Raw genomic sequence first — 19,086 nt, forward strand, 5'->3', positions numbered from 1 at the left:
CCCGACTTAGCTGCAATCAGCTGAGCCTTGAATTCTAGCACAGATTTTGAAGATCTGTCAAACTTTTTGATCTCTTCTTTTGCTGCAATCGCTTTTTCAAAGCAACCACCGCAATCAGCGAAGCCTTAGATTGTACAACAGTTTTTACACCGCAATCAACAAATTCCAAAACTTCTTCAACCAACCCCGCCACACCTAGAAACAGGCCCTCTGCGCAGCGAAGCCCTCGATCATAGCAGAGATTTCCACCACCCAACTCAAACTTTCCACTTCTCCAGCAATCGGTCGGGTCCCAAGCTGTCGTAACCCTCAAAGGGCTGATGAATCCACGGATTAGACGGTAGAAACTCCACCGAGTAGTCGGGAGTGAAGGTCGACACACCTTTGGTCCAGATCACGGCGCTACGAAGTTCAGTGATCGGGGCGTAGTTGGTACGCAACATGTCGATCACTGCTCGCAATGTGTGACCGGAATCTGCCAAGTCATCTACAAGAAGCACCTTCCCCGCGATCTCGCCCTTTGGCGTTGTGATGAAACGAGCTATGTCTAGATGCCCCTGAACAGTGCCCGCCTCAGCCCTGTAAGAACTCGTAGACATGATCGCGAGAGGCTTGGAGAAAATCCGACTCAGTATGTCGCCAGGACGCAAGCCGCCTCGCGCCAAGCAAAGAATAGTGTCGAATTCCCAACCCGATTGATGCACTTTGAGCGCCAACTTTTCAATCAAGTTGTGATACTCGTCGTAGCTAACGTACAGGTGCTTACCGTCTTCTGTCAACATGCTTCACTCCAGAATCTTTTCAAGCGCACCGTCATTGAGCAGCGTATGGGTTATGCATCAAAATCGTGTGATCCCGGTCAGGGCTAGTAGAGATCATGGCAATCGGTACACCCGTGACATCTTGAATACGCTCTAGATAGCGCCTAGCATTCACAGGAAGCTTGTCATATTCAGTGACACCCACAGTGGAGTCCGTCCACCCAGCGATGGTTTCGTACACTGGAACGCAACGGGCGATTTCTTCTGCGCCCATCGGAAGAAGATCAATGTGCTCACCATCAAGCTCGTAACCAACACACAGCTTCAATTCGGGCAGGCCGTCCAACACATCGAGCTTGGTGATGCAGAGCCCCGACAAACCATTGACCTGTGCACTTCGCTTGAGCAGCGCAGCATCAAACCACCCGCAACGGCGGCTACGACCTGTCGTCACACCCTTTTCTGCACCAACAGTGCTCATGTGATATCCCGGAGTCCCAGCCACTTCCCAATCCAACTCAGTAGGAAACGGCCCCCCACCCACACGGGTGCAGTAAGCCTTGGTGATACCCAGAACATAGTGAAGCATGCTGGGACCTACGCCGGCTCCTGCAGCAGCATTTCCAGCAACACAGTTGCTAGATGTCACATAGGGGTATGTTCCATGGTCCACATCCAGCAAAGTGCCTTGAGCTCCTTCAAATAGGAGATTGCATCCCTCGCCATGCGCTTCATTCAGTTCACGAGAAACATCAGCCATCATGGGGCGGAGCATTTCTGCATGGCGCATAGCCTCTGCGTACACCACATCGAACTGAACTTCTCCATCTTTCAAGTAAGGAGCTAGAGCCTCTCCGAACGTGAAACGTGCCGACCCAAGGTAAGTGGTTAACACATGGTTGTGCAAAGCTAGTAACTCCTTGAGCTTCGATGCAAATCGTTCGGGATGCTTCAAGTCCTGCACACGAAGAGCTCGCCTAGCAATTTTGTCTTCATAAGCAGGACCGATACCTCGACCCGTTGTGCCAATTTTTTCAACACCACCCTGCTCTCTGGCTGCCTCACGAGCAACATCCAAAGCCGCATGAAAAGGAAGAATCAAAGGGCAAGCTTCACTGATGCGAAGACGCGAACGCACTTCCACACCAGCTCTTTCAAGGCCTTCGATCTCTTCAAATAACTTTGCGGCGGAGAGCACCACACCATTGCCGATGTAGCACTTCACCCCTGGGCGCATGATTCCACTGGGAATAAGGTGGAGTGCTGTCTTCACGCCGTTAATCACCAAAGTATGGCCGGCGTTGTGCCCACCTTGAAAACGCACTACACCTTGGGCACTTTCCGTGAGCCAATCGACCAGCTTTCCTTTGCCTTCATCACCCCACTGAGTTCCAACGACAACGACGTTACGACCTTTGGTTGCTTTCATCTCAAACCCAATTCAAATTTCAGTTGGTTTTATTGCGCGAACTATCCATTGCCCGGAAACTTCAACAAGCTCGCGGTCACAGTTGAATTCATCCACTTTGCTCTCACACCCGGGAAGAACGCACACCACGGTTTCTCCGCGCCTGCGCAATGCGGCTATAGCGTCATTCGCAGCAGCACTCTCTAACCAAGGAGCTCTAATGGCGGCACGAAGGTCCCTGTCGGGAGTTACACATGCAATTTGCTTAACGTCCAGGCTAAAGCCTACAGCAGGCCTATTCCTACCAAAAACAGAACCTACCTCATCGTACCTTCCGCCACGCACTAACGCATCGCTGCCGCCTGGCACAAACATGGCGAAGCGAATGCCGCTGTAGTAAGAGTACCCTCGCAAATCCGCCAGATCAAAAGAGAGACGTGAAGCATCCAGCAAGGATGCAAACCGTTTCAACTCGCCGAGCAAACCAGAGATACCAGGCACCAGACCAAGAGCCTGCTCGGCATCCTTCAGAACCTCGATATCTCCGTACAGGTGAGGCAAGGCTCTTAAACCTTCGCGCTGGCTTTCCGGGAAAGCACGAGTGAGTCGACCAATCTCAGCGCCATCTTTGCGAGCCAATGCTGCATGCAAATCACGCAGCACCGCTGGCGCTACTTCGACGCCATCTAATAGTCGGCGAACTATGCGTACATCCGCCACATCAGTGGTGAAATCGGTAACACCTGCAGCCTCAAGACATTCCTTGGCCAACGTCAAAATCTCAACGTCCGCCTCCACCCCTGAGTGGCCATAAATTTCGCTACCAAATTGAAGGGGCTCCCGAGTTGCATGCGGCTTGTCAGGTTTTGCGTGCAGAACAGGGCCGCAATAACACAGGCGCGTCACACCTTGGCGATTCAGAAGGTGCGCATCAATTCTGGCTACCTGCTGAGTAGTGTCTGCACGCAGCCCCATGGAGCGCCCGGACAGCTGATCCACCAGCTTGAACGTCTGCAGATCTAACGCTTCACCGGATCCGGTCAGCAATGAATCCAGATGCTCCAACAGGGGGGGAATAACCAACTCATAGCCATAGCTGCGCGCTGTATCGAGAAAGCCTCGACGCAACTCTTCGATGTGTCGAGCCTCTGAGGGCAGAACATCGGCAATATGATCCGGCAGGATCCAAGCAGACATTTAAATCGGTGGAGGCTGTTAAAACCGTGATTCTACCGGCTGATGGCGCCGAGCCATCGAGCTTTCCTCTGTTCGCCTCCCTGGAGTACGGGCCCGGCAGCAAGCAATTGCTGCCGAACTCGCTCCAAGCTAGCTTCAACGACGCGATGAAGATAGATTGGAAGCCTGACCGTCTCGTAGAACTTTAAAGAACTCAGAACCTGATGGATCCACAACCATGACGTCCGACTTCTTGCTGAGCGTCGCTTTGTAAGCTTCTAGACTGCGATAAAAGTGCGCAAATTGAGGATCTCGCCCAAAAGCCTCCGCGTAGATACGCGCTGCCTCTGCGTCGCCCTCACCCTTCACTCTCTGTGCATCACGGGTAGCGTTGGCAATGGCCACTTCTCGCTGACGATCTGCATCCGCACGGATCTTTTCACCTTCAGCAGCCCCTGTTGATCGAAGTTCATTCGCAACTCGCTTGCGCTCCGCCTCCATACGACGGTAAACAGATTCTGTGATTGCCTCAACATAGTCCACACGGGTGATGCGCACATCAACGACATCAACACCCCAAGGCTTGGCACCACGAACCACCCCCAGAACTTCGCGTTTTACGTCTTCCATCACGGCTTCACGCTTGAGGGAAAGCAATTCCTTGACGGTACGTTTGTTGATTTCTTCTTGAAAAGCATTGCGGACAACCCTATTGAGCTGCGCTGCGCCTGCCTCCTCGTCCAAACCCACGTTTCGAATGTACTGCGCAGGCTCAGAAATTCGCCACCGCACATACCAATCAATAACAACGCGCTGCTTCTCGGCTGTAAGCATAGGCTCAGTGTCCTTGCTATCCAAAGTGAGAAGCCGTTTATCAATGTATGAAACATTTTGAAAAGGGGGCGGCAGCTTGAAGTTCAAACCAGGCTCGGTGATCACCTCCTTGATTTGCCCAAGCGCGTACACCACACCAAACTGACGCTGATCCACTACGAAGAACATGGAGCTCATGAGCGCCAGCGCTACCAAACATGTAGTGGCCAAAAATCCGACACGGTTCACAAGTTTCTCCTAACGAACTTCACGCTCGCGAGTGCGACCACTGTCTCGAGCCCTAGTTTCGAGCGGGACTGCGGTACTGGGGACAGTTGATGGAGTCACGGCTGAACTCGGAGGTATCTCCAGCGAACTGGAACCAGCTGCGTTGCCAGTGCTCTGCATCAACTTATCCAAAGGCATATAAAGCAAATTAGAGCCTTGACGCGACTCGATGATCACCTTGGTGACATTTCCATATATCTGCTGCATAGCATCGATATACATTCGATCACGGGTCACCTGAGGCGCCTTCTGGTACTCCGCCAAGACAGAGGCAAAACGCTGAGCGTCACCTTGTGCCTGAGCGACAATCTTGGCTTTGTAGGCGGCAGACTCCTCAGCCAAGCGCGATGCCGCACCAACAGCCCTGGGAACTACATCATTCGCATAGGCTTGGGCTTCATTCTTTGCCCTTTCACGCTCCTGCCCGGCCTTGAGCACGTCATCAAACGATGCCTGCACTTGCTCTGGCGGACGAACTCCCCCTTGCTGCAAATTAATACCCACCACTTCCACTCCGACGCCATAACGGTCCAGGATTGTCTGCATCAGTTGGCGAACACGAGGGGCTATTTGATCGCGCTCCTCCGCCAAAGCCGTATCCATTCGCATTTTCCCGACGACCTCACGAACCGCAGTCTCTGCCGCCTGTACAACAGCATCGGACGGGTTTTTGCTCTCAAACAACCAAGCGCGGGCATCATTCAAACGGTATTGCACCGCAAATTTGATTTCAACAATGTTCTCGTCTTCGGTCAGCATCGCAGACTCTCGCAGCCCGGTGCTCTTCACAATAGCATCTCTCCCCACGTCCGCGGACCGAATCTGCGTCACAAAAACCAATTCGTGACGCTCAATAGGATAGGGCAAGCGCCAATTGAAACCCGCGCCCACTGTCGTCTTGTATTTACCAAACTGCGTAATCACAGCTTGCTGCCCTTCCTTCACGATGAAGAAGCCAGAACCCATCCAGACGGCAAATGCAACACCTCCCAGTAGCGCCAAGCCAACGCCTGCACTGCGCATGTCCGGCTGCCCCCCCCCTTTACGCCCCCCCCCCGAGCCGCCTCCAAAGAATCCAGACAACCGGCGGTTCAAATCACGCCAGAGTTCATCCAAATCGGAAGACTGACCAGAGCCACTAGGACCAGGCCTGCGCTCTGGGCCTGCACTACCCTTATCCTCAGGTCGATGGGCATCGTCGCCTTTATCCTCGCCACGCCCCCATCGCGGATCGTTCAGATTGAACATTCCTTGTGCGAAAGTACGCAACGATGCAAAGCGTGAGCTACGATTTTGAAAATTCATGCGCAAAATCTCTTGATCTCTGTAGATATCGTTTCATACGGTATTGTGCCGAACCGGCCTGACCATTAAGTCAATTCAACGGTAGACGCTGGGGACATCTGATCGCTTTCTTTGGCCACAATTTCACCCAACACAGAGCGCAATACGCCCAAACCAGATCCCGTCAAAGCACTGACGAACACACGACGATGCTCACGCCCGGCCAACTCGTAGGAATCACTCTCAGCGGTCGGACGCAATGACTCATCCAACGCATCCATTTTGTTAAAAACGAGTAGTTGCGGAATATGATCTGCGCCGATTTCAGCAAGCACGCGCTGCACCTGCTCGATTTGTTCTGGATAGGCTGGATTAGATCCATCGACGACATGCAGCAGAAGATCTGCATCTACAGCCTCTTGCAAGGTCGCCTGAAATGCATCAACCAATCCGTGAGGCAGGTCACGAATGAACCCCACTGTGTCAGACAACGACACAGAACGCTGGGCCTCAGACAGATACAACTGACGAGTGGTCGTATCTAGTGTCGCAAACAACTGATCTGCTGCATACGCACGAGCTTTGACCAAAGCGTTAAACAGCGTTGACTTCCCTGCATTCGTGTAGCCAACCAAGGAAATGGTGAACGCCTCGCGCCGCTCGCGTTGCCTGCGCTGAGTATTCCGTTGGCGCTTCACTTTCTGCAATCGCTCTTTGGTGCGCTTGATTGCATCCCCAATCATCCGCCGATCTAGCTCGATCTGAGTCTCGCCTGGCCCGCCTCGCGTCCCGATACCACCACGCTGACGCTCAAGGTGCGACCATCTACGCACTAGCCGGGTACTCAGGTACTGTAATTTGGCCAATTCCACTTGCAGTTTGCCTTCATGGCTTCTGGCACGCTGAGCAAATATTTCCAGAATCAGCAGCGTGCGGTCGTTGACCGGCAACTCCAAATAGCGTTCGAGATTACGCTGCTGTGCAGGACTCAAGGCTTGATCAAAAAGCACCTCGACAGCGCCATGCATTTGCGCGAGCGAGCGAATTTCATCGGCCTTTCCGCTTCCCACAAACAGTGCCGCGTCCGGGGCTTTGCGCTTGCAGGTGATACGAGCCACAGGCTGGAGACCCGCCGTTTGGGCAAGCAAACCAAGCTCTTCCAACTCGGCGTCGAAATGGGGAAGCCCCAGATCTACACCAACCAAGATAACGGACGGTGCTGACTGGGGCTTCATGCATTCAACCTCGGCATGTCAGTTGAAGACCATGCCATACGCGTACGACGGAACCAAATAGTTGCGATGTCAGACTCAGGCAACAGCGTCAGACTCAGCGGAGTCGGCAGTCGAGAAGCTGACGGCACGACCAGGGACAATGGTCGATATAGCGTGTTTGTAAACCATCTGGGTCACTGTATTGCGCAGCAAGACCACATACTGATCAAAAGATTCAATCTGTCCTTGCAGTTTGATTCCGTTAACCAGATAGATGGAAACTGGGACGTGCTCACGACGCAGTGCGTTCAGGAACGGATCTTGGAGAAGTTGGCCTTTATTGCTCACGATATGCTCCGTGTTCAAAATGTTGTTGTAAAACCGCACCTTACCACACCAACTGACTGCCAACGGGAGAACCGTGCTTAGCCCTTAGAAACAAATGGCAAGACACATCCAGAACAATCATGGGGACAACCGGCAATGTGTCCCAACATCACGCCCCTTCTCCCTCCTTGAACGGATTGTGAGAAGTCTTCATCTCGATTCGAAGCGGTGTACCCACCAAGTCGAACTCCTTGCGGAAACGGCCTTCAAGAAACCGTTTGTAGGCGGCTGTTACGTGCTCCAGCGAATTGCCATGGATGACGATCACTGGGGGATTCATTCCACCCTGGTGGGCATAACGCAGCTTTGGTCGAAACATCCCAGCGCGTTGCGGACTTTGGAACTGAACGGCTTCCAACAGCAATCGTGTGAGTACCGGAGTCGGCATCTTGCAATTGGCTGCCTTGTACGCTTGGGCAATAGACGCCCACAGAGGACCAAGACCTTGCCTTTTTTTCGCTGAAATGAAATGCAGTGAAGCAAATTTCAGAAATGACAAACGTGACTCAATGGAACGCTCCAGCAGCTGACGCTGGTAATCGTCCACGGCATCCCATTTGTTGACAGCAATCACGACAGCCCGACCACTCTCCAGTACATACCCAGCAATGTGCGCGTCTTGGTCTGTCACACCTTGGGTCGCATCCAGAAGCAACAACACCACATCCGACGACTCAATCGCCTGCAAAGTTTTGACTACTGAGAATTTTTCGATGGCTTCGAATACGCGACCTTTGCGACGTAAGCCAGCAGTGTCAATCAGCTCGAACTTCTGGCCATTCCTTTCGAAAGGTACGGAAATGGCATCTCGCGTCGTGCCAGGCATATCGAAAGCGACAAGACGCTCCTCGCCGAGCCAAGTATTAATGAGTGTGGACTTGCCCACATTTGGTCGACCTGCGACCGCGAGCTTGATGACATCCGAGGATTCTTGTGCTCCATCTTCTTCATCTGGTTCAGGGATCTCCAGCAACGCAAAAGCCGCATCCACCAGCCCCCTGATGCCTTGACCATGCGCTGCCGAAACAGGTACGACGGCGCCAAGCCCTAGCTCATAAAACTCAGCAAGTTGAACGCCTTCCACCATGCCTTCAGCTTTGTTGGCAATGAGAATGCATGGCTTGCTCAAACGACGCAGGTATTTGGCAATGTCATGGTCTTGCGCCGACACTCCAGCACGGGCATCCACCACAAAAAAGACGACGTCAGACTCTGCAACTGCCTGCTGAGTTTGCTTTGCCATTTCGCGGTAAATACCAGCGGACGCGTCGGGCTCAAATCCACCCGTATCCACAACAATGTATTCGTGTCTCCCTTGTCTTCCATTACCGTAATGACGATCCCGCGTCAATCCAGCAAAATCAGCAACGATGGCGTCGCGAGATTTGGTCAAGCGATTGAAAAGCGTGGACTTTCCAACATTGGGACGCCCCACGAGGGCGATAACTGGCTTCATTAAACAGAACCTATCATTCGGGGCGGAAGCCGAAAACGCCGCCATTACGCGTAATGACAACCAGTGTGTCAGCAGCCACTACAGGAGCTGCAGCAATCCCCGACGAGTCTGTGCTGACTCGATTGAGAGGTGCTCCATCGGTACGCGACAAAAAGTGAACCCAACCTTCGCCATCGCCGACAACGACGGATCGTCCCAGCAGCAAAGGTGAAGTCAACTTGCGCAACTTGAGTCGATCCGAAGACCAGACACGGGCACCATCACTACGCCGCCAGGCAAGGACGTTGCCGTTGCTCTCAGTTCCATAAACAGTTTCGGCATCACCGTGCACACCTTCAGAGCCATTGGCTGACTGAGTCCAAGAGACACTGGCCCGATCCCTGGTAATGTTCACACATCCAACCGCCGCCTGAAAAGCTCGCGCACAAACGGAGTCGCCCACACGGCTGACTCGACCGACCAACTCGACCAAGCGCTCCACGTCATTGACGCCGCGTGGACTAGCAAGGGGCACCTCCCAACGGATAGAGCCTGTGTCAGGGTTGTGTCCAACCATACGCCCAGCAGCGCCAACGACTAACGTGTCGCCCACAGCCAAGATCACACCACTTTGCTTAAGTACCAGCGCATCTCCACCGGTTCTTGCCTGAGACCAAAGCTTTTTGCCGGTAGCCAAGTCAAAAGCGGATACAGAACGATCGGCAGCCAGCACGAAGACTCGGCCACCCGCAATCAAAGGTGCCGTAAACACCTGCGAGGGCAGCGTCTGACGCCACACCTCTTTCCCCTGATCCAGCAGGACAAGGGCATTCGCATGCGAAACCACGGCGGCATATCTGCCGTCGGTACCAACCCCCGCAGATAACGGCTCTCCGACATTGGTACGCCACAAATCGCCACCTGTACGTGCATCAAGCGCAGCCACGCTGCCATCCGCAGCTGCAATAGTGACAAGATGCTCCTGAACGCGCACATCCAACGGTTTGGCACCGCCCCCCCCCACCTTCGCGGACCAAGCTTGCCTAACTCCCAGCAAAGGAACGTTTTCCCCCAATTCAGGCAGCTTCACTTTGCTCCCGCCCCACAAGGAACAGCCGCTCAACAAGGCAGCGAACAACACAGGAAAAACGCAAGCGCGCACCCGGATAGGGCCAGCTGAGGTTACGGAAGCGGCAATTTTCATTTTTTAAGCTCCTGCGAGGTAGACGCAGTAGAAGAGCCACCCAAGGGATCAACGCCGAGTGCATTCAACTTGATCTCAACCAGGCGCCTGTACTCAATTGTTTCATCTAGCGTTTTAAATGCAATCTTGTATTCTGCGATGGCGTCGGCTCGGCGATCCAATAGAACCAGCAGGTCTCCCTTGCGATCGGCAACGACGCCCTCAAACTCCGCCGGGAAATTGCCTTGCAATTGCTGCAAGGCAGAGGCGTAGTCTTTTTGCTCGAGCAAGATGGCGGAAAGACGGAGCTTAGCAATGGCCTTGTATCCAGCATCCGAGGAGTGTTCTGCCACCCAAGCCAACGCCGACTTGGCGGCATCAAGATTCCCAGAATCCTGCATCGCCTTCGCTGACGCAAAAGCCCCCATATCTGCCTGCGGCGTACCAGCGTACTTGCTCTTGAGATCCCCAAAAGCGAGTTCAACTCGCGCTTGATCTCGCGCCTGCACGGCCACCTCCACTGCATCCAGAAGAGCAGCGGCCTGCGAAGCCTGGCGATTTTGCCAATACTGGTATCCGTTCCAAGCAGCGAGGCCGCCCATGACTACCAGCAATACTGCCGTGATTGGGGTACCCCATGTGTTCCAAAAATGCTTGAGTTGGTCAAGCTGCTCTTGTTCTTCTAGATCTAAGTGGTTTGCCATGAAGCTTTACGTCAGTTCAGTTGGTTGCGCGCGATTGTAGGTTGGGAGCCCAAGAGGAGACATCGTTCAAGGCCTGCTCGACCTGAGCCCCAGATCCGTCACGAAGAGATTTGACCGAAACAACCCCACGGGCCATTTCATCCTCGCCAAACACAACGGCGTAGGCCGCCCCACTACTGTCAGCACGCTTGAACTGGGATTTCATGCTACCCATGCCAGCACCTGACGCAGCACAAGCGTGCATCTGCACGCTTGTGCCCGCAGCACGCATTGCCTCAATAGCCTTGATCGCTGCAGGCAATGAAGCCGCATTTGGAATGATGGCGTACACATCACAAGCAGGGGCAGCCAGAACCTTGCCTTGCTCTTTGAGCAACTCAAGCACCCGCTCCACACCCAATGCCCAACCCACAGCGGGTGCGGCCTTGGCTCCGACTTGCTCCATCAGATAGTCGTAACGACCTCCCCCGCATATCGTCCCCTGCGATCCAAGCTGATCGGTAACGAACTCAAAGACAGTCAGGTTGTAATAGTCCATGCCCCGAACGAGCCTTGGGTTCAACGTCCAAGCAATCTCATTGGCATCCAGTATGGCAGTTACCGTTTCAAAGTGAGTGAGCGACTCGGCACCGAGAAAATCGATCAGCCGTGGTGCAGCGTTCACTACATCTTGCATAGCGGGATTCTTGGTATCCAGAATGCGCAAGGGATTACTATGCAAACGACGGCGTGCTTCGTCATCCAATAGCGCGCTGTGCTGCTCTAGGTAAGAAATCAACGCCACCCGATGCGCCTGACGTTCATGCGGCTGCCCCAGACTATTCAACTCCAGCCGCACGTTCTGCAACCCGAGTTCATGCCAGAGCGCATTGGCCAGCAGAATCAACTCTGCGTCAATCTCAGCCCCAGGAAAGCCCAAGGCCTCTGCGCCAATCTGGTGGAACTGGCGATAACGTCCGCGCTGCGGCCTTTCATGGCGAAACATCGGCCCCATGTAGTACAGACGTTTGCCACCGTCATACAGCAGAGAGTTCTCAGAAACCGCCCTGACCACGCCAGCAGTGGCCTCCGGCCGCAGACTCAAATGCTCTCCGTTGAGTCGATCCTCAAAAGAGTACATTTCTTTTTCGACGATATCGGTGACTTCGCCCAAACCACGCACAAAGAGTGCAGTGGGTTCGACAATGGGTGTTCGAATATTTCGATAGGCATAACGGTCCATCAAAGAACGAACCACACCTTCCAGCCACTCCCAACGAGCGGAATCTGGCGGAAGAATATCGTTCATCCCTTTAACGGACGTCACTTTTCCACTCTTCGGTGCCGCTGCAACCTTTTCAGTACTCACGTCGATGCTTTTCTATGTTGATTGAATGAGGGTGGATTAAGGCTCACCGCGCAGCGGCATCTGTCGGCGAGTTGCCTCCAAACCGGCGCGCGACATACCTTTCAACAATGTCCCGGAACTCCGCAGCGATGTTCTCGCCACGCAAAGTAAGAGCCTTTTCTCCATCAATGAAAACAGGGGCTGCTGGCGCTTCACCGGTACCCGGCAAGCTGATACCAATATCGGCATGCTTGCTTTCTCCGGGCCCATTCACGATGCAGCCCATCACGGCAACGCGCAATCCTTCAACCCCTGGATACTGAACTCGCCACACTGGCATTTGCGCACGCAAAAAGTCATCGATTTGCTTGGCAAGTTCTTGGAACGTGGTGCTGGTTGTGCGTCCACAACCGGGACATGCAGTGACACTCGGCACAAAGACACGCAATCCAAGCGCCTGCAGTATTTCAGACGCGACCACGACTTCCTGGTTACGAGACTCTCCTGGCTGAGGGGTGAGTGAAACACGAATCGTGTCTCCGATCCCCTCTTGCAGCAGAATGGAAAGGGCTGCGGTCGAAGCCACTGTTCCCTTGGTACCCATGCCAGCTTCCGTCAGTCCAAGATGCAAGGCATAGTCGCACCTGCGAGCCAACTCCCGGTACACACCGATCAGGTCTTGAACTCCGCTGACTTTGCAGGAGAGGATGATCTGATTACCATCCATACCCATTTCCTCAGCTCTGACCGCGGAGTCAATCGCGGAAGAAATCAAAGCCTCGTACATGACCTGCCGGGCATCCCAAGGCTGACTTCTGCGGCTGTTCACATCCATCAAGTGGGCAAGCAACTCCTGATCAAGACTCCCCCAGTTCACGCCAATGCGCACCGGCTTATTCCACCGCATGGCGGCCTCGATCATCTGACCAAACTGACGATCCCGCTTTTCACCTTTGCCCACGTTACCTGGATTGATCCGGTACTTGGACAGTGCTTCGGCACATGCCGGAAAATCTGTGAGAAGCTTGTGGCCGTTGTAGTGAAAGTCTCCTACCAGCGGGACATTTTCCCCCATGCGGTCGAGCTGTTCACGAATATAGGGAACCGCCGCTGCTGCCTCTGGCGTATTCACGGTGATACGAACGAACTCTGACCCCGCCTGTGCGAGCTCCTTCACCTGAATGGCTGTCCCAATCACGTCTACCGTATCCGTGTTGGTCATGGACTGAACGCGCACCATCGCACCGCCACCCACCGTCACCACACGGTCCCCCCAAACGACGCGCGCTTGCCGGGATTTACGCAAAGATGGAGCAGACAACGGAATGGGGCCCTGAGCACTGATTAGGCTGGTCACTGTTTCACCTCAAATCGAGCCACATTCTCGCGAGACACCGAGTTCAACTCGAAGAGCTTTCCTCGCACATACACATCGGTCACATCGGCGCGACCGATCACCACACTGAACGGCAAAACGCCAGACACTGGCGCCGAATCGCCTTGAACCATTTTCTTTTCAAACACAACACGCCCAGCAGCATCACGAACTTGAACCCAGGACTCACCTCGTGTACGCACCATCAAAGGCACATTGACAGACTCGGGCGCAACCACTGGATCAGCGGGCTGGAGTGTGACTGGTGCTGCAGCCTGCCCAACAGAGGAGCTTGGTTGCGAGGCGCTCATCTGAATACTCACAGGCACCGATTCACTCACTGTGGTTGCAGATGGCGAAGTAGGCAATGCAGATACAGGCACAGTACCTGCATCAGGAGGAGCTGGTTCAGGGGCAGCAGGAGGGGAAGCGGCTGTGATCTGCTTCGTGCGCCATGCATCCCAAGGCTGATACCCAGCTGGCCAATAAAAAACTGCGGCGGCGCCAGCCAGAAGCAATAGAACACTGGCTGTCAACCAAGAAGAATGCCGTGAGCTTTTAGTGGTGACGAATGTCTTGCCCGCTGTCTTGACTGGAGTATTGATATCCGTTCGCTCAGGAATCAATCGGGGAGCTTGAGACTGTGGCAGCAACGATAAAACGGAGGCGGGATCCAATTTGAGGGTACGACACACACTGGACGCCAAAGCTCGCAAAAAAACAGTGTCTGAGAGCAGATCGAAATTGTTGGACTCTAGCGCCTCCAACTTGCTCACTGGCACCTTCAACGCGACGGCCAGGGCCTCGATGTGAATACCCGCCGATTGGCGAGCATTTTTGAGAATATCTCCAGCCGTGGTTTGCAGGGCGTCAACGCCGTCCGCACTCAACTTGGACTCAACCACAGAATCACTCATTGAAAGCTCCACGCTGATAAGCGCTCAATTCCGCAGAATCGGGAAACCGCTTGCGCAACTGGTCCGCCAACTGAAGCAACGCCACGTTATCGCCAAGTGCTTTCTCCACTTTTATCCCCAACCACAATGACTCAGAGTTCGCTAGCGCGCCGTTGTTGAGGCGGCGGATGTAAAACTGCGCCCGGGTGAACTCGTTACGGCGAAACAACAACGAGGCCAAGTGATAACTGACCACTGGATTGCCGGCATCCAACTGGTAGGACTTCAACAGCGACTGCTCCGCCTCGTCATACTTCCCAGCAGCTGACTGGCAGAGCCCTCGCGCCATCAACGTCTTGCCACGAGCCATGTAAGCAGGGTTGGCCAAGGCCTTATCAAACTGCTGCTCAGCATCGGGGTATCTCTTCATTTGGCATAAAAGCCAACCGTAGTTGTGCAGAAGGTTGGCATCACCTGACCGCATTGAGACAGCCCTGCGAAAGCTATCTTCTGCCTGGGCAAGGTCGTTAAGACGCATGTAAATCAGCCCACGCATGTTGTAGGCGTCTGCATAGGACGGGTCTGTAGCGAGCGACTGTTTGACTTCGTCCAGCGCAACCGTGGTCTGGCCATTTTCAAAATACTTCGCTGCCAGTTCAAGACGGATTCGAGCCCTACGCCGAACATCAGTTTCATCGGATGGCGTCACGATACCGGCGTCGGCACTGCTGGTTTGAATCCCACCGCCCGTGGCACAGCCCTGGATGAAGAGCCCAGCACCAGCTACACCCAGCAATACCAGCGCCTTGCGGAAAAAGATATCACCTCGCCCCAACAGTCTCGCCATACAGCCCCCTATTTGTATTCGCAACTCAAGTGATCGGCTTCAACACAATGGTGCGTTGCTTAGCCATACGCTCTGCCGCACGCGTCCTGTCTTTGACGTCGCCGGCCAATTGCCCGCAAGCAGCGTCGATATCGTCCCCGCGTGTCTTGCGCACGGTGGTGACGATACCTGCATCGCTAAGCAATTTGGCAAATGCCAGCACTCGATGCTGGGGTGAGCGAAGAAGGCCGGACGCAGGAAACGGGTTGAATGGAATCAGGTTGAATTTGCACCGAACACCTGGGCCACGTGTTGGCTGCACCAGGTCAATGAGTTGCTGCGCGTGCTCGGGCTGGTCATTGACTCCGTCCAGCATGCAGTACTCAAAAGTAATGAAGTCGCGAGGAGCGTGCTCCAGATACCGGTTGCACGCATCCAGCAACTCGTGAATGGGGTATTTGCGGTTGAGCGGAACGAGGTTGTCACGCAGCGCATCACTCGGTGCATGAAGCGATACAGCCAGTGCCACAGGGCAATCTTGTGCAAGGCGATCCATCATCGGCACTACACCGGACGTAGAAACCGTAACCCGGCGACGGGAAAGGCCGTAACCATGATCATCCAGCATGATGCGAAGAGCAGGCACCAACGCTGCGTAGTTCTGCAAAGGCTCGCCCATGCCCATCATCACCACATTGGAGATCACTCGCTCAGACGTCTGCAACCGAGTACGCAGCGCGTGCTCTGCAAACCACAGCTGGGCAATGATTTCACCGGAAGTCAGATTACGACTGAATCCCTGGTGACCCGTCGAGCAAAAACGGCAGCCGACGGCACAGCCCGCCTGCGAAGAAACACACAAGGTGCCACGATCATCTTCTGGAATGAACACAGACTCCACCGCATTGCCGTCACCCACATCAAAAAGCCACTTGATGGTGCCGTCTGCAGAGACGTGTTCGCTGATAACTGGCAGCGCCTCAATACGGGCGCAGCCCTGGAGCTTTTCCCTCAGTGACTTCGCCAAATCACTCATGGCACCAAAGTCCTTGGCGCCTCGCTGATGAATCCAGCGAAATAGCTGTGTTGCGCGGAAACGTTTTTCGCCCAGCCGCTCGCAAAAAGCGATCAATGCGTCCAGGTCAAACTCTAGAAGATTAGTGGTCATTGCGGCAGCCTTGCGCGAGACCGCTCGCAGCTGTCCCCATGGTGTGAAAACCCCACTGAAGTGGGATCGGACATGGGGACCGCCATCTCAGCGGGAATAGATGTTCAAGCCAGGGAAGAAGAATGCCACTTCAGCTTGTGCGGTTTCAGGGGCGTCGGAGCCGTGCACAGCGTTTGCATCGATGCTGTCAGCAAAATCAGCGCGGATCGTGCCTGGTTCTGCCTTCTTGGGATCCGTTGCGCCCATCAGCTCACGGTTTTTCAGGATGGCGTTTTCACCTTCCAGCGCCTGGATCATCACAGGACCGGAGATCATGAAATCCACCAGATCCTTGAAGAAAGGACGTTCCTTGTGCACAGCATAGAACTGCTCGGCTTCCAAGCGGGACAGGTGAGCCATGCGAGCGGCTACCACCTTGAGGCCAGCGGCTTCAAAACGGGCGTAGATCTGACCGATCACGTTCTTAGCAACTGCGTCGGGCTTGATGATGGAGAGAGTACGTTCGATGGCCATGGTATTTTTCCTGAATGGATGTTACTGAAGTTCTTTTGTCCAGCGGACAAAACCCTCGATTCTAACCGTGCTGCGCAAATAGACTAGCGACTGCGGCCTCGGCGACCGCCGCCTGTTGATTTCTGCGCTTGTCGATAACGAGAAAGACTGTCGGAGCCGATGTATCCCACAGATGTTTTCATAGGATCGGGCTGCGCGCCAGCGCGGGATCGATCGCCTGCCGACCCAGCACTTTCACCACGGCGCCCACGGGCCGCCCCCTGCGAACCGGCGGGACCGCCTGGGGCGCGACGCCCCCGCCCCGCAGCAACTCCACCACTGCGCCCCAAAGGCGGAGGGCCAGACCTGCGAGCAGCAGCTGAGCCGCCTTGATGATCAGCTCCGTCCGCATGCTGCGAACCACCCGCTGCCTTCAACAGGGAACGGATGTCGGCATCGTCAAGCTCAAGCCAAGCCCCACGTTTGAGCCCACGCGGCAGCATCATGGCCCCGTATCGAATGCGAATCAGACGGCTCACTGCATGACCGACAGCCTCCATCATCCGACGCACTTCACGATTACGCCCCTCAGAGATCGTGACGCGATACCAGCAGTTGGAGCCCTCTCCACCGCCATCTTCAATGGACCCAAACGCAGCCATGCCATCGTCCAGGCGAACGCCCTCCAAAAGGCGTTGCTTCTCTTCGTTGCTCAACGCACCCAACACCCGGACCGCGTACTCACGTTCCAGGCCAAAGCGCGGATGCATCAGCTTGTTTGCCAACTCGCCAGAGCTGGTAAACAAAAGCAGCCCTTCCGTGTTCAGATCGAGCCGGCCTACAGACTGCCATTTGCCGTGCTGCAGACGCGGCAATTTGCGGAACACAGTGGGTCGGTTCTGAGGGTCATCATGCGTCACCACCTCGCCAACCGGCTTGTGATAGGCGATCACACGCGGTGGTGGCGGATCGATGCGATACCGGATGGGCTTTCCATTGACTTTGACCTGGTCGCCAAACTGGATACGTTGCCCTATGTGCGCTGGCTCGTTGTTGACGGAGATACGCCCCTCCAGGATGAGTTGCTCCATTTCAAGGCGAGAACCAAGACCTGCTTGCGCCAGAACCTTGTGCAGCTTGGGAGTTTCGACCTGTGGCTGCAACACCCTTTTGACAGGCAAGGACTCAGTATCAGCCCCCTCTTCACTGTCAAAGCGCCCGGATACAACGTCAGCGAACTCATAGCCCTGCGGAGCCTTGCCATGTCCAGAGCGAGGATGGCGAGGCTTGGGAGAGATTGGAGTTACAGATGCCTCGGAAGCACCAGAAACGGTCGGCTCCTGGGTTTCGGACGCATGCTCTGCGACCGCCCCGGCACTTGCGCCTCCATGATCAGCCACAGACAAGTCAGCCTTGCTATTTGAACGCTTGCGCGGGGTCCGTGCTTTCGGCACAGATACAGCCGCTTCATCAACGGTCGAGGTGGAATCTGGCTGGGAGCCTTCTGCAGTCACCTGGGGGGAATCATTCATGGGAGCTTCCTGTAACGCCGTTGTCGGCATTTACATCGTCAATGCGGGGTTGTTCCACCGCCATATCAAATAAATCGTTACCCATCGGCGCAACCTGCTCCGATGGATTCTCTGCAGCACCTTCCGACGCAAGGGGTTCAGGAACATCGTCGCCCCCACGTGCAGAAGCCAAGGTGTCCAGCAAATGAGGATTGGACGCAGGATCATCCAGCACCGGCAACTGGTCCAGCGAGGCCAGACCCAGATCATCCAAAAACTGCCGAGTGGTCGCAAACAGTGCTGGGCGGCCGACTGTTTCCCGATGGCCAATCACCTCCACCCAACCACGATCCTCCAATTGCTTGATGATCAGGCTGTTGACGGTCACGCCCCGAATGTCTTCGATGTCGCCGCGCGTGACGGGCTGTCGATAAGCAATGATGGCCAGAGTTTCGAGAGTCGCCCGAGAGTACCGGGGAGGCTTCTCAGGATGGAGCCGATCCAGGTATTCACGCATTTCAGGACGGCTCTGAAAGCGCCAACCGGTAGCCACCTGCACCAATTCCACGCCCCGCTGCGACCAGTCTCGCTGCAAGTCCTGCAGCAGCATCTTCAGAGTATCCGAACCCAGCGCGTCATTGAAGAGCACCCTCAACTCACGCAGGGGCACCGGCTGAGGCGCACAAATCAAGGCTGTCTCAAGGACCCGCTTGGCATCCACCGTATTCATGGTTCAGCGATTCCGGGAAAGAAGCACGCCTATTACGGCGACTTACGGATGGCAGAGATTGGTTGGGAGCGCTGGAAGCGCGCGGTCGGTACAACGACACTCAGCCCG

At 54.8% G+C, this 19,086-nt stretch carries 18 protein-coding genes; all 18 read right to left on the minus strand.

Annotated features, from left to right (window positions below; genetic code table 11):
* Window positions 1–257 precede the first annotated feature (257 nt).
* Complete coding sequence (locus tag AADJ04_RS10395; protein WP_198846250.1) at window positions 258–782, minus strand: phosphoribosyltransferase family protein; 525 nt, start codon at window positions 780–782, stop codon at window positions 258–260.
* A 31-nt stretch (window positions 783–813) separates the two neighbouring features.
* Entirely contained in the window at window positions 814–2,190 is a 1,377-nt protein-coding gene (locus AADJ04_RS10400) for an adenylosuccinate synthase (RefSeq protein ID WP_341239565.1), read from the minus strand.
* A gap of 12 nt (window positions 2,191–2,202) precedes the next feature.
* Window positions 2,203–3,366: an ATP phosphoribosyltransferase regulatory subunit gene (locus AADJ04_RS10405; protein ID WP_341239566.1), complete on the minus strand. Its 1,164-nt coding sequence runs from the start codon at window positions 3,364–3,366 to the stop codon at window positions 2,203–2,205.
* A 135-nt stretch (window positions 3,367–3,501) separates the two neighbouring features.
* Entirely contained in the window at window positions 3,502–4,407 is a 906-nt protein-coding gene (hflC, locus tag AADJ04_RS10410; RefSeq protein ID WP_341239567.1) for a protease modulator HflC, read from the minus strand.
* A gap of 9 nt (window positions 4,408–4,416) precedes the next feature.
* A complete protein-coding gene (hflK, locus tag AADJ04_RS10415) occupies window positions 4,417–5,751 on the minus strand; it encodes an FtsH protease activity modulator HflK (protein ID WP_341239568.1) in 1,335 nt (444 codons plus the stop codon).
* Window positions 5,752–5,816: 65 nt separating this feature from the next.
* Window positions 5,817–6,965, minus strand: a complete 1,149-nt coding sequence (hflX, locus tag AADJ04_RS10420) for a GTPase HflX (RefSeq protein ID WP_142081579.1) — start codon at window positions 6,963–6,965, stop codon at window positions 5,817–5,819.
* A gap of 75 nt (window positions 6,966–7,040) precedes the next feature.
* Complete coding sequence (hfq, locus tag AADJ04_RS10425) at window positions 7,041–7,292, minus strand: RNA chaperone Hfq (RefSeq protein ID WP_082759041.1); 252 nt, start codon at window positions 7,290–7,292, stop codon at window positions 7,041–7,043.
* 148 nt (window positions 7,293–7,440) lie between these two features.
* A complete protein-coding gene (gene der, locus AADJ04_RS10430; protein ID WP_066784597.1) occupies window positions 7,441–8,787 on the minus strand; it encodes a ribosome biogenesis GTPase Der in 1,347 nt (448 codons plus the stop codon).
* Window positions 8,788–8,800: 13 nt separating this feature from the next.
* Window positions 8,801–9,970 carry an outer membrane protein assembly factor BamB gene (gene bamB, locus AADJ04_RS10435; RefSeq protein WP_341239569.1) on the minus strand — a complete coding sequence of 390 codons (1,170 nt, stop codon included), beginning with the start codon at window positions 9,968–9,970 and terminating at the stop codon, window positions 8,801–8,803.
* Window positions 9,967–10,653 (minus strand): tetratricopeptide repeat protein, encoded by a 687-nt coding sequence (locus tag AADJ04_RS10440; protein ID WP_066784600.1) that lies wholly within the window; start codon window positions 10,651–10,653, stop codon window positions 9,967–9,969. The genes bamB and AADJ04_RS10440 overlap by 4 nt, the downstream gene beginning before the upstream one ends.
* A gap of 16 nt (window positions 10,654–10,669) precedes the next feature.
* Window positions 10,670–11,941 (minus strand): histidine--tRNA ligase, encoded by a 1,272-nt coding sequence (gene hisS, locus AADJ04_RS10445; protein ID WP_341239582.1) that lies wholly within the window; start codon window positions 11,939–11,941, stop codon window positions 10,670–10,672.
* A gap of 103 nt (window positions 11,942–12,044) precedes the next feature.
* On the minus strand, window positions 12,045–13,325 hold the full coding sequence (gene ispG, locus AADJ04_RS10450) for a flavodoxin-dependent (E)-4-hydroxy-3-methylbut-2-enyl-diphosphate synthase (RefSeq protein WP_341239583.1): 1,281 nt from the start codon (window positions 13,323–13,325) through the stop codon (window positions 12,045–12,047).
* A gap of 8 nt (window positions 13,326–13,333) precedes the next feature.
* Entirely contained in the window at window positions 13,334–14,272 is a 939-nt protein-coding gene (locus AADJ04_RS10455) for a RodZ domain-containing protein (protein WP_341239570.1), read from the minus strand.
* Window positions 14,265–15,098 (minus strand): type IV pilus biogenesis/stability protein PilW, encoded by an 834-nt coding sequence (gene pilW, locus AADJ04_RS10460; protein ID WP_341239571.1) that lies wholly within the window; start codon window positions 15,096–15,098, stop codon window positions 14,265–14,267. The genes AADJ04_RS10455 and pilW overlap by 8 nt, the downstream gene beginning before the upstream one ends.
* Window positions 15,099–15,123: 25 nt before the next feature.
* Window positions 15,124–16,245, minus strand: coding sequence for a 23S rRNA (adenine(2503)-C(2))-methyltransferase RlmN (rlmN, locus tag AADJ04_RS10465; protein ID WP_142081590.1), 1,122 nt, complete (start codon window positions 16,243–16,245; stop codon window positions 15,124–15,126).
* An 87-nt stretch (window positions 16,246–16,332) separates the two neighbouring features.
* Window positions 16,333–16,758 (minus strand): nucleoside-diphosphate kinase, encoded by a 426-nt coding sequence (gene ndk, locus AADJ04_RS10470; RefSeq protein ID WP_044399970.1) that lies wholly within the window; start codon window positions 16,756–16,758, stop codon window positions 16,333–16,335.
* An 83-nt stretch (window positions 16,759–16,841) separates the two neighbouring features.
* A complete protein-coding gene (locus AADJ04_RS10475; RefSeq protein ID WP_341239572.1) occupies window positions 16,842–18,269 on the minus strand; it encodes a pseudouridine synthase in 1,428 nt (475 codons plus the stop codon).
* Window positions 18,262–18,978, minus strand: coding sequence for an SMC-Scp complex subunit ScpB (gene scpB / locus AADJ04_RS10480; protein WP_341239573.1), 717 nt, complete (start codon window positions 18,976–18,978; stop codon window positions 18,262–18,264). Before scpB ends, AADJ04_RS10475 begins: the two co-directional genes overlap by 8 nt.
* Window positions 18,979–19,086 lie beyond the last annotated feature (108 nt).

The organism is uncultured Acidovorax sp. (assembly GCF_964021665.1).
Taxonomy (GTDB): domain Bacteria; phylum Pseudomonadota; class Gammaproteobacteria; order Burkholderiales; family Burkholderiaceae_C; genus Acidovorax; species Acidovorax temperans.

What these genes read in the sequence shown, in the direction of transcription:
- der (WP_066784597.1), bottom strand. Translation starts at nt 8,787, where the DNA reads ATGAAGCCAGTTATCGCCCTCGTGGGGCGTCCCAATGTTGGAAAGTCC.
- AADJ04_RS10405 (WP_341239566.1), bottom strand. Translation starts at nt 3,366, where the DNA reads ATGTCTGCTTGGATCCTGCCGGATCATATTGCCGATGTTCTGCCCTCA.
- AADJ04_RS10400 (WP_341239565.1), bottom strand. Translation starts at nt 2,190, where the DNA reads ATGAAAGCAACCAAAGGTCGTAACGTCGTTGTCGTTGGAACTCAGTGG.
- AADJ04_RS10475 (WP_341239572.1), bottom strand. Translation starts at nt 18,269, where the DNA reads ATGAATGATTCCCCCCAGGTGACTGCAGAAGGCTCCCAGCCAGATTCC.
- AADJ04_RS10395 (WP_198846250.1), bottom strand. Translation starts at nt 782, where the DNA reads ATGTTGACAGAAGACGGTAAGCACCTGTACGTTAGCTACGACGAGTAT.
- scpB (WP_341239573.1), bottom strand. Translation starts at nt 18,978, where the DNA reads ATGAATACGGTGGATGCCAAGCGGGTCCTTGAGACAGCCTTGATTTGT.
- rlmN (WP_142081590.1), bottom strand. Translation starts at nt 16,245, where the DNA reads ATGACCACTAATCTTCTAGAGTTTGACCTGGACGCATTGATCGCTTTT.
- AADJ04_RS10455 (WP_341239570.1), bottom strand. Translation starts at nt 14,272, where the DNA reads ATGAGTGATTCTGTGGTTGAGTCCAAGTTGAGTGCGGACGGCGTTGAC.
- ndk (WP_044399970.1), bottom strand. Translation starts at nt 16,758, where the DNA reads ATGGCCATCGAACGTACTCTCTCCATCATCAAGCCCGACGCAGTTGCT.
- pilW (WP_341239571.1), bottom strand. Translation starts at nt 15,098, where the DNA reads ATGGCGAGACTGTTGGGGCGAGGTGATATCTTTTTCCGCAAGGCGCTG.
- hisS (WP_341239582.1), bottom strand. Translation starts at nt 11,941, where the DNA reads ATGAACGATATTCTTCCGCCAGATTCCGCTCGTTGGGAGTGGCTGGAA.
- hflK (WP_341239568.1), bottom strand. Translation starts at nt 5,751, where the DNA reads ATGAATTTTCAAAATCGTAGCTCACGCTTTGCATCGTTGCGTACTTTC.
- AADJ04_RS10440 (WP_066784600.1), bottom strand. Translation starts at nt 10,653, where the DNA reads ATGGCAAACCACTTAGATCTAGAAGAACAAGAGCAGCTTGACCAACTC.
- hflX (WP_142081579.1), bottom strand. Translation starts at nt 6,965, where the DNA reads ATGAAGCCCCAGTCAGCACCGTCCGTTATCTTGGTTGGTGTAGATCTG.
- bamB (WP_341239569.1), bottom strand. Translation starts at nt 9,970, where the DNA reads ATGAAAATTGCCGCTTCCGTAACCTCAGCTGGCCCTATCCGGGTGCGC.